Source organism: Streptomyces olivaceoviridis, from assembly GCF_014650115.1.
Taxonomy (GTDB): Bacteria; Actinomycetota; Actinomycetes; order Streptomycetales; family Streptomycetaceae; genus Streptomyces; species Streptomyces olivaceoviridis.
In genome coordinates, this window is record NZ_BMUI01000040.1 from 41,144 (window position 1) to 57,396 (window position 16,253).

Genomic DNA, 16,253 nt, shown 5'->3' on the forward strand with positions numbered 1-16,253 from the left:
GGCCCCGCTGTCGTCGCGTCAGCCGACGTGGTCCCGAGAGGATGTGGGACCAGACTCGGCAGGGTTCCGTCAGACAGTGGTGGCCACCCAGCCGACGGTCTCTGACACATGGCGACCGTCGCTGCGGACCTCGGCGTTGACGTCGACCTCGTTGAGGCGGATCAGGAACCCCTCGGGAGTGACGTCATGCATGCGGGTACCCGGCGTCTCCGGGCCGTTGAACGTCTGGGTCTGCGCCAGCACGATCACCCGGGAACCGCCGGAGAACCCGCGGCATGACCAGCACCTTTCACCAGGAGCATCCCGATGGTGCCCGGGCTCCCCCGCTACTCCAGTTCGCCGTCGATGATCGCCAGCATCTCCTCCAGACCGGCGCCGTCGAGATCTGACGTCTCCGCCACGACGCCCCGCGGCTGCTCGCCTCGGGCGGCTTCCGGTACGGTGCCGAGCAGTGCGAGCAGTCGCGTGCGCAACAGGGCGCGGCCCGCGTCGTGCGGCGGCAGGGAGGAGACGAGACGCTCCACGTCGTCCAGTGCCGCGGACAGAGCGTCCGGGCGGGAGCGGTCCCGCTCCTCCAGGAGGACGCCGAGGTGCTCGGCGAGCGCCGCCGGTGAAGGGTGGTCGAAGGTGAGTGTGGTGGGCAGGCGCAGTCCCGTCGCCGCACTGAGCTGATTGCGCAGCTCGACGGCGGTCAGCGAGTCGAAACCGAGTTCGATGAAGCCGCGTGCGGGATGCACCTCCGGACGGCCCAGCAGTGCGGCGGCGCGGCGGCGCACCAGGTCGAGCAGCAGGCGGTCCCGTTCGCGGTCGGTGGCCCGTGCCAGCCGTTCCGCCAGGCCGGCGTCCTCGCTTCGCGGAGCGGGGAGCGAACCGCCGAGGAGGTCGCGCAGCAGCGACCGGTCAAGGCCGCGCGCCGCGGCGTGATCCAGCCGTACGGGTGCCAGCAACGCGTCGCCGCAGGCGAGCGCGGCGTCGAACAGCGCGAGACCTTCCTCACTGCTCATCGGGAGCACACCCGCTGCGGTCAACCGGGTCCGGCCGCCGTCGCCCAGAGCGTCGGTCAGACCACCGGTCTCAGCCCACCAGCCCCAGGCCAGTGACTGAGCGGCCAGGCCGTGGCGCCTGCGGTGGAGAGCCAGGGCGTCCAGGAAGGCGTTGGCGGCCGCGTAGCCGGCCTGCCCCGGGGCGCCCAGCAGGCCTGCCACGGAGGAGTACATCACGAACAGGTCGACGTCCCCGCACAACTCGTGCAGGTTCCATGCGCCGTCGACCTTGGGCGCGAGAACCGGGCCCAGCCGTTCCTCGGTCAGGGTGGTGACAGTGGCGTCGTCGAGAACACCGGCGGTGTGGATCACAGCGGTCAGCGGGTGGGCCGCGGGAACGGTGGCGAGCAGGGCGGCCAGGGCGTCACGGTCGGCCACGTCGCAGGCGACGGATCGGACCTCGGCGCCCAGCCCGTCGGGAACCGCCGGAGCCGTGCGGCCCACCAGCAGCAGGTGCCGGACACCGTACGACCGCACCAGGTGACGGGTCACGAGGCCGCCCAGCGCACCGCCCGCCCCGGTCACCAGGACGGTGCCGGAGGGGTCGAGGACGGCCGGTTCCGCGGGCGGGGAAGCCGGCACGAGCCGAGGGGCGCGCAGACGCCCCCGCTCGATGACCACTTCCGGCTCGTCGGCTGCCAACGCTGCGGGCACCACCGCCAGGTCGGCGGGGTCGGCGGGATCGCAGTGCACCAGGACCAGACGGCCCGGGTGTTCCGTCTGCGCGGACCTCACCAGCCCGGCGACGGCGGCCGCCGCCAGGTCGTCCCGGGGCAGCAGGACCGCCATGCTCGTCTCCGCCAGGCGTGGTGCCGCCAGGTGGGCGCCGACCACGGCCAGGGCGCGAGCGGTCGCCCGGTGCGCCGCCCGGGCTGGTTCGGGCCCCTCACACGGCGGTGCCACCGCGATCACGTCGGGGACGCTGTCCTGCCGCAGCAACTCCTCGACGGTGTCGGCGGCTCGTGCGCCGGGCAGGGCGGCGGCCAGTGCGGCAGCTCCCTCGCCGACGGCGGCCCAACGCCGGGACGGGGCGGGCCGTGTCCCGAGGTCGGTCCAGGTGTGACGGAGCAGACTGTCACCGGCGGGCATCGCTCCGCGCAGCCGCGCCGCGGGTACCTCCCTGACGGTCAGTGAGCCGATGGAAGCAGCAGGCACGCCCGCGCCGTCCGTGACCAGCAGGGAGACGGTGTCCTCACCCGTCGGCGTGAGGCGGACCCGCAGCGCCGACGGTGCGTCGGCGGCGAGGGTGACATCACGCCAGGTGAAGGGAAGGCGCAGGTCCTTGCGGTGGTCCCCGACCGCCATGGCCTGTACGGCGGCGTCCAGCAGGGCCGGGTGGACACCGAACCCGTCGCGCGGCAGCCCGTCGTTCTCGATCTCTGCGTAGACCTCGTCCCCACGCCGCCAAGCCGCGCGCAGCCCGCGGAAGGCGGGTCCGTAGGCGAGCCCGGCGCGGGCGTAGGCGTCGTACAGCGCCGGCACGTCGACGGGCTCGGCACCGGTCGGCGGCCAGGCGGTGAGGGCGCCGGTCAGCGGTTGTTCGGGTCCGAGGACGCCTTCGGCGTTGCGGGTCCAGTCGGTCGACTCCTCCCGGCTGGAGGAGATCGTCACCGGGCGCCCGTCGGGGCCGGCCGGTCCCACCCGTACCCGCAGCCGCACCGCGCCCGTGGCCGGCAGGGTCAGCGGGGCCACGAGGGTCAGTTCGGCGATCCGTCCGTGGCCGACGCGGCGGCCTGCGGCGACGGCGAGGTCCAGCAGAGCGGTTCCGGGCAGGAGGACCACGCCGACGGCCGTGTGATCGGCCAGCCAGGGGTGGGTGCTCAAGGAGATCCGGCCGGTCAGCACGCAGCCGTCCTCGTCCAGGTCGACCGCGGCACCGAGCAGCGGGTGGTTCGCCGGGACCAGGCCGGCGCCCGCCACGGCGGTGCGCTCCCTGGGCGGTTCCGGCCAGTACCGCTGCCGCTGAAACGCGTAGTGGGGCAGGTCCACGCGACGGCCCCGCGGGATCGGCAACCGCGCGGGCAGGCCGTGGACGTGGGCGTCCGCGAGTGCCAGGGCCAGGCGGCGCGGGCCGCCGTCGTCGCGCCGCAGCGTGCCGAGGACCGGCGCGCGTGTCCCGGCGTCCTCGGCGGTCTCCAGGATCGGGACGGCGAGCACCGGATGCGGGCTGACTTCGATGAAGACGGTACCCGGCCGGTCCAGCAGGGTACGCGTGGCGGCCTCGAACTCCACGGGCTGCCGCAGGTTGCGGTACCAGTACTCCGGGCCGAGGTCCGCGGTGTCCGGCCGGTCGCCGTCGACGGTGGACAGCAGGGGGATCGCCGCGGTGCGCGGCGTGATGCCGGACAGAGCCTCCAGGACGCGGGCGCGCAGCGGTTCCACCTGCGAGGAGTGGGAGGCGTAGTCCACCGGGATCCTGCGGGCCCGCTCGTCGTGGGCCAGCAGTTCCGCGACCGCCTCCGCGTCGCCGGAGACCACGGTGGAACGGGGGCCGTTGACCGCGGCGACCTCCAGCCGGCCGGACCAGCGGACCAGCAGGGCGCGGACCTCGGCCACCGGAAGCGGAAGCGAGACCATGCCGCCGTGCCCGGCGAGTGCGGCCAGTTCGCGGGAGCGCAGGGCCACCACGCGGGCGCCGTCCTCGAGGGACAGTGCCCCGGCGACCACCGCGGCGGCGATCTCTCCCTGGCTGTGGCCGAGCACCGCGGCGGGCTCCACGCCGTGCGCGCGCCACACCTCGGCCAGCGAGACCATCACCGCCCACAGGGCGGGCTGCACGAGGTCGACGCGGTCGTACCGCGCTCGACGCACCACATCGTGCAGGTCGCCGTCCAGGTGGGGGGCCAGCGCCTTGGCGCACTGGGCCATCCGGTCGGCGAACTGCGGGCAGTGGTCCAGGAGTTCCACCGCCATGCCCGCCCACTGGCCGCCCTGGCCGGGGAAGACGAAGACCGGCCGGGGGTCGGGAACCGCCTCCCCGACCACGAGGCCGCTGTCCGGCTCGCCGTTGTGCAGCGCTTCCAGGGCTCGCCGCAGTTCCCGACGGTCGCCGCCGAGGACGACGGCCCGGTGCGGGAAGGCGGTGCGGGTGGTGGCCAGGGAGTGCGCCACGTCGCCGGGGTCGTGCCGGACCAGTGCGGGCAGCAGTGCGCCGGCCTGGCCGGGCAGCGCCGCCCGTCCCCGCGCGGACAGCGGCAGCGCGAGGAGCGGGCCGGCCGCGTCGTCGGAGGCGGGCCGGTGCGGACGCTGTGCGCTCTGCCGCGGGTCGGCGTCAGGGGCGGGTGCCTCGAGGACGACGTGGGCGTTGGTGCCGCTCGCCCCGAACGAGGACACACCCGCACGCCGCGGCCCCTGCCAGGGCCGGGCCTCGGCCAGCAGCCGCACGGCGCCCGCCTCCCAGTCGACCCGGGTCGTCGGGGTTTCCGCGTGCAGGGTCCGCGGGAGGACGGCGTGTCGCATGGCCATGACCATCTTGATGATGCCCGCGGCGCCGGCGGCTGCCTGGGTGTGGCCGATGTTCGATTTCACCGAGCCCAGCCACAACGGCCGGTCCGCGGGGCGGTCCTGGCCGTAGGTGGCCAACAGCGCCTGCGCCTCTATCGGGTCGCCCAGCCGGGTGCCGGTGCCGTGCGCCTCGACCGCGTCGACGTCGCCGGTCCGCAGTCCGGCGTCGGCCAGCGCGGCCCGGATCACCCGCTCCTGGGACGGGCCGTTCGGCGCGGTCAGCCCGTTGGACGCGCCGTCCTGGTTGACGGCGCTGCCGCGCATCAGGGCCAGTACCCGGTGGCCGTTGCGCAGGGCGTCGGACAGCCGCTCCACCAGGAGCATTCCCACACCCTCGGCGAAGCCCGTTCCGTCGGCGGAGTCGGCGAAGGCCCGGCAGCGTCCGTCACCGGACAGGCCGCGCTGCCGGCTGTACTGCACGAACAGTTCGGGGGTGGCCATCACCGAGACCCCGCCGGCCAGTGCCATCGAGCACTCCCCGGCCCGCAGCGCGCGTGCGGCGAGGTGCAGCGCGACGAGTGAGGAGGAGCAAGCCGTGTCCACCGACAGCGCGGGTCCCTCGAAGCCGAACGTGTAGGCGATGCGTCCGGAGGCGATGCTGCCGGCGCTGCCGTTGCCGACGTACGGCTCGATCTCCGGCGGGGCGTCGCGCAGTCGGTCGGCGTAGTCGTGATGCATCACGCCCGCGAAGACACCCGTCGGGCTGCCCCGGAGCCCTGCCGGGTCGATGCCGGCGTCCTCCAGCGCCTCCCAGGTGACCTCCAGCAACAGCCGCTGCTGCGGGTCCATGGCCAGCGCCTCACGGGCGGAGATGCCGAAGAACTCGGCATCGAAGCCGGACACGTCGTCCAGGAACCCGCCGTGCCGGGCGTAGCTGCGTCCGGGCCGGTCGGGGTCGGCGTCGAAGAGGGCGTCGAGATCCCATCCCCGGTCCCCCGGGAACGGTGTGATGGCTTCTTCACCCGCGGAGACCAGGTCCCACAGCTGCTCCGGGGACGTGACTCCGCCGGGGAAGCGGCATGCCATACCGATGATCGCGATGGGCTCGTCGGCGAGCGGGCGTCGGGCGGCCGGCGCGGACCCGGATGGCCGCGCCGGCGTCTTCGCCTCCGACTGTTCCCCCAGCCACCGGGACAGCAGACGGGGGGAGGGATGGTCGAAGACCAGGGTGGCGGGCAGGCGTATGCCGGTGGCGGCGCTGAGGCGGTTGCGCAGGTCCACGGCGGTGAGCGAGTCGAAACCGAAGTCCTTGAAAGCGCGCTCGGGATCCACACGCCGGACGTCGTGTCCGAGGACGGCGGCGACCTGAGCGAGCACGAGGGTGAGAACGGTACGCTCGCGCTCCTCCTCGGACAGCCGGGAGAGGCGCTGGCCCCACTTACCGCCCGCAGCCTGCGGGCGCGGTCGCGACGTGTCCGGCGTACGGCTGCCGGCGAGCGTCCGCAGCAGGGCCGGCGTCGTCTCGTCGCGCAGGCGCGCCGGGTCCACGCGCACGGCGGCGAGGACCGGGTGGTCCACGGTGAGCACGGTGTCGAACAGCGCCAGTCCTTCCCCGGTGCTCAGGGGGAGAACGCCGCTGCGTCCCATCCGGCCCGCGATGTCGGACGCCGTCAGGTGACCCGTCATGGAGCTCGGGTCCTGCCAGAGCCCCCAGGCGATCGACTGCGCCGCCAGCCCCTCGGCGCGGCGGTGCTCGGCCAGGGCGTCCAGGAAGGCGTTGGCGGCCGCGTAGTTGCCCTGCCCCGGCGAGCCGAGGAGCCCTGCCGAGGAGGAGAACAGGACGAAGGCGGACAGATCCATTTCCTTCGTCAGCTCGTGCAGGTGCCACGCCCCGTCGACCTTCGGCGCGAGCACCGGTCCGATCCGGTCGGCGGTCAGGGACGTCACGGTCGCGTCGTCGAGTACCCCGGCGGCGTGGACGACGGCGGTGAGCGGGTGGTCACGGGGTACGGCGGCCAGCACGGCGGCGAGCGCCGTGCGGTCCGACACGTCGCACGCGGCCCACGTCACCTCGGCATCCAGGTCGTCCAGGTCCGCCGCCCTGCCGCGGCGGCCCACCAGGATCAGGTGCCTCACCCCGTGTTCACGGACCAGGTGCCGGGCCACCAGGCCGCCCAGCAGTCCGGTGGCGCCGGTGACCAGTACCGTGCCGCCGGGAGCGAGGGACGGTCGCCCGGTGCCGCGTGCCACGCGAACCAGGCGGGGAGCCAGCACCGTGCCGCCGCGCACGGCGACGTGCTGCTCCCCCGTGGCCAGAGCGGCGGGCACCGCTTCGGGACCGTCCGCCTCGACCAGGACGAACCGGCCGGGGTGCTCCAACTGTGCGGCGTGCACGAGTCCTCGGACGGCACCGGCCGCGAGGTCGTCCGGGCGGGTCAGTACGACGAGGCGGGAGGCGGCGAACCGGTCGTCCCCCAGCCAGTCCTGAAGGAGGGCGAGGAACCGTCGCACGGTCTCGTGCGTGGCCCTCACCGGATTCTCCGCGTGGCCCGGGGCGGCGCTGACGGCGGCCACCACCGCGTCGGGCGCACCGGTCACCTCGGTCAGGTCCAGGCCGGCGCCGAGCGGTACCGGAACGGTGGACGCGGGCACCCTGGCCGGTACCGGCGTCCAGTCGGGCCGGAAGAGCGAGCCGGTGCCCGGCCGCCCGGAGGAGAGCTCGTCGACGGGCAGCGGCCGGCCGGTGAACCGGTCGACCGAGCAGACCGGACGGCCCGTGTCGTCGGCGATGAGCACGGACGCCTCGTCCGGCCCCCGTGCGGAGAGCCTCACCCGGAACACGCCGGAGGCGTGGGGGCTGAGTTCCACGCCGTTCCAGGAGAACGGGACCCGGATCTCGTCGACGTCGCGATCGAGGAAGAACGCATGCAGGGCCGCGTCGAACGCCGCCGGGTGCAGCAGGAATCCCCCGGCGGCCACGTCGCCGGGGACGACCACCTCGGCGTACAGCGTGCCCTCCAGTCGCCAGGCGGCGCACAGCCCCTGGAAGACGGGCCCGTAGCCGTAGCCCGCCTCGTCCAGCCGCTGGTACAGCGTCGCGGTGTCGACCGGTACGGCGCCGGGCGGCGGCCACTCGGCGAGGTCTCCGTCGGAGGGCGACGTACCGCTCGCCGTCAGGAGGCCGTCCGCGTGCCGTGTCCAGTCGTCGTCCTCGCCGCACCGGGACAGGATCGTGACCGGCTGGGTGTCTTCCCGTCGGGGGCCCAGCCGTACCTGGAGCGTCAGGCCGCCCCGGTCCGGCAGCACGCAGGGCGCGTACTGGGTGAGCTCGGCGAGGCGGGGACGTCCCGTCCGGTGTCCCACGCTCACCGCCAGCTCGACGACGGCCGTCCCGGGCAGGAACACGGACCCGGCGACCGCGTGGTCGGCCAGCCACGGATGCGTCTCGGACGACAGCCGCCCGGTCCAGACGGCCCCCTCGTCGCCGAGGTCCACGAGCGCGCCCAGCAGCGGGTGACCACTGGCCGCGAGGCCGAGGGCGGCGACGTCCCCGCCCGGTCCGGGGGCCGGGTCCAGCCAGTACGACTCGCGCTGGAACGGGTACGTCGGCAGCTCCACCGGGCGCGCGTCCGGGAACAACGACGGCCAGTCCACCGCCACGCCCCGCACGAAGAGTTCCGCGGCGGAGCACAGGAACCGGCCCCAGCCCCCCTGGTCCCGCCGCAGGGTTCCGGCCACGACGGCGTCGGGAACCGTCTCCTCGACCCCGACCGTCAGGACGGGATGAGCGCTGACCTCCACGAACGCCCCGAACTCCTCCTCGGCCAAGGCCCGCACAGCGGTCTCGAACCGCACCGGCCGGCGCAGGTTGCGGAACCAGTACCCCGCGTCGAGTTCCTCCCCGGTGAGCCACTCCGCATCCACCGTGGAGAAGAACGGCACCGTGGCCGGCCGGGGGGAAACCTGCTTCAGCACCTGCAGGATCTCCTCGCGGATCTCCTCCACCTGTGCGGAGTGCGAGGCGTAGTCCACCGGAATCCGCCGGGCCCGCTCCACCCGGCCCAGGACCTCCTCCAGACCAGCCGGATCACCAGCGACGACCACCGAGGACGGCCCGTTCACCGCCGCCACCGACACACCCTCCGGCAGCAGGCCGTGAACCTGCTCCACCGGCAGCGGAACCGACACCATCCCGCCCCGGCCCGCCAGCGCGGTGATCGCCTTCGAGCGCAGCGCCACCACCCGCGCACCGTCCTCCAACGACAGCGCACCCGACACCACAGCAGCCGCGATCTCACCCTGCGAGTGGCCCAGCACCGCGGCGGGCCGCACCCCCACCGACTCCCACAGCGCCGCCAGCGACACCATCACCGCCCACAGCACCGGCTGCACCACATCCACCCGGCCGAACTCACCAGAGGCCACCACCTCCGACAACGAGCAGTCCACGAACGGGGACAGCGCCGCCTCACACTCCGCCATCCGCGCCGCGAACACCGGCGAGGAACCAAGGAGTTCCACCGCCATCCCCGCCCACTGCGACCCCTGACCCGGGAACACGAACACCGTCCGGCCCACGCCGGCGGCGACCGCACCGGACACCACGCCGTCCGACGTACTCCCTCCGGCCAGCGCGGACAGGGCGGCGCTGAACTCCTCGGGCGTCTCCGCGACCACCACCGCGCGGTCCGGGAAAACCGTCCGCGTCGCGGCCAGCGAGTACCCGACGTCGCCGGGTGCGCGGTCGACCAGAGCGAGGACGTCGCGGGCCTGCTGACGCAGCGCGGCGTTCCCCCGGGCCGTCAGGACCCAGGGCAGCGGCCCGTGGCCCTGCCGGGCCTCGGGTGCGCGGTCCGGCTGTCGGGGAGTCTCCTCGGCCGGGGCCTCGGGAGGCTCCTCGATGACGACGTGGGCGTTGGTGCCGCTGATGCCGAAGGAGGACACCCCGGCGCGCCGCGGGGTGTCGGCCCCGGGCCACGGCCGGGCCCGCGTCAGCAGCTCCACGCGTCCCGTGGTCCAGTCCACGTGCGAGGTCGGGCGGTCCACGTGCAGGGTCCGGGGCAGGACGCCGTGCCGCATCGCCAGCACCATCTTGATCACGCCCGCGAGCCCCGCTGCCGCCTGTGTGTGCCCGATGTTCGACTTCACCGAGCCCAGCCACAGCGGCCGGTCCCGCTCCTGACCGTAGGTGGCGAGCAGCGCTTCCGCCTCGATGGGGTCGCCGAGGCGGGTGCCGGTACCGTGCGCCTCCACCGCGTCGACGTCGCAGGCCCGCAGCCCGGCCTGGGCGAGGGCCGAGCGGATCACACGCTCCTGCGCGGGGCCGTTGGGGGCCGTCAGCCCGTTGGACGCACCGTCCTGGTTGACGGCGGACCCGCGGACCACGGCCAGGACGGGGTGGCCGAGCCGCTGCGCGTCGGAGAGCCGCTCCACCACCAGCGTTGCCGCACCCTCACCCCAGCCGGTGCCGTCAGCGGCCTCGGCGAACGCCTTGCACCGGCCGTCCGCGGAGAGTGCGCGCTGTCTGCTGAGTCCGACGAACGCCTGCGGTGTGGACATCACCGTCACGCCGCCCACCAGCGCCAGACCGCACTCCTCCTGGCGCAGTGCCTGTGCGGCGAGGTGGAGGGCGACCAGCGAGGACGAACAGGCCGTGTCCACGGTGACGGCGGGGCCCGCCAGACCGAGCGTGTACGCGATCCTTCCGGACATGACGCTCGCCGAGCTGCCGGTGCCGACGTAGCCCTCCAGGCCGTCCGGGAGCGGTAGACGGCCGTAGTCCTGTCCGTTGGATCCGACGAACACGCCGACCTGGGCCCCGCGCAGCGAGCCGGGCACGATGGTGGCGCGCTCCAGCGCCTCCCAGGAGGTCTCCAGCAGCAGCCGTTGCTGCGGATCCATGGCCCGCGCCTCACGTGGCGAGATGCCGAAGAAGTCCGCGTCGAACGCCGCGGCCCCGGAGAGGAAGCCACCGGCCGTGACGTACGAGCGGCCGGGCGTGTCCGGGTCTGCGTCGTACAGCGACCGCAGGTCCCAGGCACGGCCCGGCGGCACGTCGGACAGCGCGTCGACCTCGCCCGCCACCAGGTCCCACAGCTGCTCGGGGGTCTCCACCGCGCCGGGGAAGCGGCAGGCCATCCCCACGATCGCGAGGGGCTCGCTCCGTGTGTGCAGTTGCCTGCGTGCCTCGCGCAGATCGGAGGTGACCCGCTTGAGGTACTCCACGAGCCGTTCTTCGTTCGCCATGCGAGGGTTACTACCTTCCGAATTCGTCATCGATGAGGGCCAGCAGCTCGTCCTGGGTGACCTGGTCCAGGTCACGCTCGCCTGCCGGGGCGCGGGTGACCTCGCCGAGCAGCGCGCGGAGTCGCTCCGCCAGGGGTGCGCGCTCGTCGGCGTCCGGGGGGAGAGCGGCCACGGCCGCTTCCAGCCGGTCCAGTTCCGCGGTCACCGACGGCCGCACGGTGGCCGCCTGCCGGCGCAGCCGGTCGTGCAGGTGGCGGGCCAGCTCCTCGGCGGTCGGGTGGTTGTAGGCGAGAGTCGCGGACAGTTCCAGGCCGGTCCGGGCGCGCAGACGGTTGCGCAGTTCGACGGCGGTCATGGAGTCCAGCCCGAGTTCGGTCAGCGTACGGTCCTCACCGAGGGCGCCCGGGTCGCGGTGGCCCAGTACGGCAGCCAGTGCGGACCGCACGGTCCGCAGTACCAGACGCTGCTGCTCCGGCTCGGAGAGCCCGGCCAGCCGGTCGAGGAGGGCCGCCGCCGGCTCGGCCGCGCGGTCGGGAACGAGCCCGGCCACCACGGGCGTGACCCGCTCGGCCGGGAAGCGTTCCCAGTCGACGTCCGCGACGACGGCGAACGCCGCGTCGGTGGCGGCGAGCCCCCGGACGGCGAGCGCCGGCTCCATGGGATTCATGCCGTGCCGGCCGGCCGCTCCGGCGACGGCGTCCGCCGCGGCCAGCCCGTCCCCTGCCCAGGGGCCCCAGGCGATCGACGTGGCGGGCAGGCCGAGGGCCCGGCGGTGGGCGGCGAGCGCGTCGAGGAAGGCGTTGCCCGGCGCGTAGTTGCCCTGCCCGGCGGTGCCGAGTGTGCCGGCGACCGAGGAGAACAGCACGAACGCGGTCAGGGGACGCGCACGGGTGAGCTGGTGCAGATGCCAGGCGGCAAGGGCCTTGGCGCGCAGTACGGGTTCCATGCGGGCCGGGGTCAGACCGTCGAGGGTGGTGTCGTCGACGACGGCCGCCGCGTGCACGACGGCGTCCGGGGGGTAGCGGTCCAACAGGTCGGCCAACGCGCTCCGGTCCCCGATGTCGCAGGTGACGGCGGTCGCCGTGACACCGTCTGCCGCCAGTTCCTCACACAGCTCCGCGATACCGGGGGCGTCGTTCCCGCGGCGGCCGGCCAGCACCACGTGCGCGGCTCCCTCGGCCGCGAGCCACCGCGCCACGTGCCGGCCCAGGGCGCCCGTGCCGCCGGTGACGAGCACCGTCCCGGCCGGGCGCCAGGGGGTCCCGTCGTACGAGGTGCGCACGAGGCGGCGGGTGCGCAGTCCGTCGTCCCGTACGGCGAGCTGGTCCCGGCCGGAGACGAGCGCCGTGACGAGCAGCTCCGTCGCGGCGGCGGACGGTGCGGCGGGTACGTCCACGACACCGCCCCACAGCTCGGGACGCTCGTCGCGGAGCACCGGGCCGAGGCCCCACAACAGGGAGTGTCCCAGGCCGCTCACCGGGTCGTCCCCGTCGACGGCGACGGCACCACGGGTGACGAACCACAGCGGAGCGGCGGCCTCCTCGGCGGCCATCCGGCGGGTCAGGTCCACGATGGCCGCCGCCTCGTCGAGACCGGCCACCGGCGTGCGTCCGTCCGTCGCGTCGGATCCGCCGGCCGCGGGCAGGAGGATGACGACGCCGGCGACCGGCCGCCGCGCGACCCGGGCCGGGACGTCCTCGATGCGGACCACGGCCGGCTCCGCTCCCCGCACGTCCAGTGCCGTGACCACGGCCTCCGTGAGGGGGTCCTCGACGGTGGACGGCACGACGAGCCAGGTGCCGGCCATGTCTTTCGCGGACGGGTCGGTGACGACGGTTTCCCACGCGAGTGCGTAGCGCCAGCGGTCCAGCGCCGCACCGTCCCCGCTCCTGTGGTGCCAGCGTTCCAGCGCGGGCAGCACCTCGCTCAGCCTGGGGTCGCCGTCGACGCGCAGGCTCCTGGTCAGGGCGCTGAGGTCCTGTCGTCGTACGAGAGTCCAGAACTCGCTGTCCGGTTCCCGTGGTTCGAGCCAGTAGCGGCGGCGCTGGAAGGTGTAGGTCGGCAGATCGGTCAGGCGTGCCCCGGGGAACACGGTCTCCCACCGGGGGGTGACCCCGTGTGCGGCCAACTCGCCCAGTGCCGTGACCGTCTGGACGTCCTCGGGACTGCCTCGCCGTGCGCTGGGCACGAATCGGACGCCGGGGACGTCGTCGGCGCACTCCTGCGCCAGGGCGGTCAGCACGGCGTCCGGCCCGATCTCGCAGAACGTGCGGACTCCGCGCGCCAGTGCCGCGCGCACACCGTCGTAGAACCGCACCGGTTCTCTGACCTGCCGCACCCAGTGGTCCGGCTCCGTCACGTCGCCCGCCGCAAGCAGGGGAATGGACGGCTGGTGGAACGTCAGGTCGCCCACGACCGTGGCGAAGGCGTCGAGCATGCCGTCCATGTGGTGGGAGTGGAAGGCGTGGCTCACCCGGAGTCTGCGGGCCCCGGGCCAGCGGGTGGCGTACGTCTCCACGGCTTCGGCGTCGCCCGACAGGACCACCGACCGGGGTCCGTTGACCGCGGCCACGCACACCCCGTCCGCGAGCGTGTCCGTCACCTCCTCCTCCGAGGCGCGCACCGACACCATCACGCCGCCGTCGCGGGCCAGCCGCTCCATCAGATCGGCGCGTGCGGCCACCAGACGGCACGCGTCCTGAAGGGACAGGACGCCCGCCACGTGTGCGGCAGCCACCTCTCCGACGGAATGGCCGATCACGGCGTCGGGCACCATGCCCCACGACTCCCACAGGCGGTACAGGGCCACCTGGAAGGCGAACAGCGCCCGCTGCGCCATGGCGGTGCCCCGCAGCACGTCCGCGTCGTCCACCCGGACGCCGCCCACGCCCGCGCTCGCCTCGGCGAACGCGGTGGCGAACACCGGGAAGGCGGCGGCCAGTTCCTCACCCATTCCCGGCAGCTGTGCGCCCTGCCCCGAGAAGAGGAAGGCCAGCCCACCGGGTGCCGCGGGACCCGTCACGACGGGGTGCGGCGGATCGCCCGCCGCGAGCGCGGCCAGGGCCGCCCGGAAGCCTTCCGCGCCGCGTGCGACCACGACCGCACGATGGTGCAGCAGGGCGCGCGTCGTGGCCAGCGAGAACCCGAAGTCGCGGACGTCGGCGCCCTCCACCTGGTCCAGCAGGGCGCGCGCCTGGTCGCGCAGCGCCCCCTCCGTGTGTGCCGACACCAGCCAGGGCACCGGCCGCCGGGGTTCGCCGGACGGGGAGGGCCGGTCGTCGGGCACGCCCGGCGCGGCCTCCAGGATGAGGTGGGCGTTGGTGCCGCTGATCCCGAACGCCGACACGCCCGCGCGCAGCGGCCCCTCCCACGCGCGCGCCTCATCCAGCACGCGCACCGCGCCCGCCTCCCAGTCCACCTCGGAGGTGGGTGTCTTCGCGTGCAGGGTCGGGGGCAGCAGCCGGTGTTCCAGGGCCTTCACCATCTTGATCACGCCGGCCACGCCTGCGGCGGCCTGGGCGTGGCCGATGTTGGACTTGAGTGACCCGAGCCACAGCGGCTCCTCACCGGAGCGGTCCTGGCCGTACGTCGCCAGCAATGCCCGCGCCTCGATCGGGTCACCCAGCCGGGTCCCTGTGCCGTGGGCCTCCACGGCGCCGACTTCGGACGGCCGCAGTCCGGCGTCGGCCAGGGCCTGCCGGATGACCCGCTCCTGGGCGAGGCCGTTCGGCGCCGTCAGTCCGTTCGAGGCGCCGTCCTGGTTCACCGCCGAGCCGCGTATCACCGCCAGGACCCGGTGGCCGTTGCGCCTGGCGTCGGACAGCCGTTCCAGCACGAGCACGCCGACGCCCTCGGACCAGCCTGTTCCGTCGGCCCCCTGTCCGAAGGACTTGCACCGACCGTCCGGTGACAGGCCGCCCTGCCGGGTGAACGCCATGAAGGGACCGGGTGTCGCCATCACGGTCGCGCCACCCGCCAGGGCCAGGGAGCACTCGTCGCGGCGCAGCGACTGCGCGGCCAGGTGGAGCGCCACCAGCGAAGAGGAGCACGCCGTGTCCACCGACAGCGCGGGACCTGTGAGCCCCAGGACGTAGGAGACGCGTCCGGAGGCCACACTGGGCGCCGTGCCGGTGAGCACGTGCGTCTCCCCGTCCTCGGCCGGGTGGTGCAACGGGGGTCCGTATCCCTGGTCGGTCACGCCGACGAAGACTCCGGCCCTGCTGCCGCGCAACGCGTGCGGGTCGATGCCCGCCCGTTCCAGCGCCTCCCAGCTCGTCTCCAGCAGCAGCCGCTGCTGCGGGTCCATGGTCAGGGCCTCGCGCGGGGAGATGCCGAAGAAGTCGGCGTCGAACTCGCCCGCGTCGCGCAGGAAACCGCCGTTGCGGGCGGCGGAGAACCCGGGTCCGCCGGGGACGGACAGCGCCGCCAGGTCCCAGCCGCGGTCGGCGGGGAACGGCGTGATCGCATCCGTGCCCGTGGCGACGAGCCGCCACAGGTCGTCCGGGCCGGTCACTCCGCCCGGGTATCGGCAGGCCATTCCCACGATCGCGATGGGGTCGTCGGCTGCCGGAGCGGACGGCGCTCCGGGAACGGCGGTGTCCTCCTCCGTTCCAGTGCCGCCGAGGAGCGCGTCGAGGTGTGCGGCCAGACCGAGGGCCGAGGGGTGGTCGAACACCACTGTGGCGGGCAGGGTCAGCCCGGTGGCCCGGGCGAGCCGGACGCGTAGCTCGACAGCGGTGAAGGAGTCGAAGCCCATGTCACGGAAGGCCTGGTCGGTGGCGATCGCCTGTGCGGAGGTGTGTCCCAGGACCTCGGCGGCGTGTTTCCGGACGAGTTCCACCAGGAACGCGGAGCGTTCCCGTGCCGCCAGGTCCGCGAGCCGCGCCGTGAGCCCCGGGTCCTGGTCCTGGCCTTCCGACTCGGCCGGCCGGGCCGGCGCGTCCGCGCGGGCGGCTTCGGGGAGGGCCGACAGCAGTGGGCTCGGACGCGTCGCGGTGAACGTCGGCAGGAAGCGGGGCCAGTCCAGGTCCGCCACGACGAGCGCGGTCTCGTCCTCGTCCAGGGCCCGGTGGAGTGCGGAGACGGCGAGGTCCGGCTGCATGGGCACGACTCCGAGCCGCCTCAGACGGCCGTCGTGCCCGGGAGTCGCGCCGACCATGCCGGCTCCGCTCCACGCGCCCCAGGCGATCGAGGTGGCGGTGCGGCCCCGGGCCCGGCGGTGCGCGGCGAGGGCGTCCAGGAAGGCGTTGGCAGCGGCGTAACCCGCCTGGCCACCGCTGCCCCACGCCGCCGCGCCCGACGAGAACAGCACGAACGCGTCCAGCGCGGCACCGGCCGTCAACTCGTCCAGATGCCGTGCGCCGGCCGCCTTGCCCGCGAGTTCCTCGTCCAGCCGGCGCGTCGTCAGGGACTCCAGGGCGACGGTCCCGGTGCTCACTCCGGCGGCGTGGACGACCGTGCGCAGCGGCACGTCGTCCGGGATCCCCGCGATCACCCGCGCCAGAGCGTCCCGGTCCGCCA

3 protein-coding genes are annotated in these 16,253 nt (G+C 74.4%); all 3 read right to left on the bottom strand.

What is annotated here, in order from left to right:
* Nucleotides 1-69 precede the first annotated feature (69 nt).
* Nucleotides 70-249, bottom strand: a complete 180-nt coding sequence (locus IE273_RS39075) for a hypothetical protein (protein WP_189819880.1) — start codon at nt 247-249, stop codon at nt 70-72.
* 77 nt (nt 250-326) lie between these two features.
* The gene (locus IE273_RS39080; protein ID WP_189819881.1) at nt 327-10,733 is read right to left on the bottom strand and encodes a type I polyketide synthase; all 10,407 of its coding nucleotides are present in this window, start codon (nt 10,731-10,733) and stop codon (nt 327-329) included.
* A gap of 10 nt (nt 10,734-10,743) precedes the next feature.
* The coding region (locus IE273_RS39085; RefSeq protein WP_189819882.1) for a type I polyketide synthase at nt 10,744-16,253 on the bottom strand (5,510 nt) is incomplete at its 5' end.

Bases quoted from the DNA above. Each gene is read 5' to 3' on its own strand.
- IE273_RS39080 (WP_189819881.1), bottom strand. From the start codon at position 10,733: ATGGCGAACGAAGAACGGCTCGTGGAGTACCTCAAGCGGGTCACCTCC.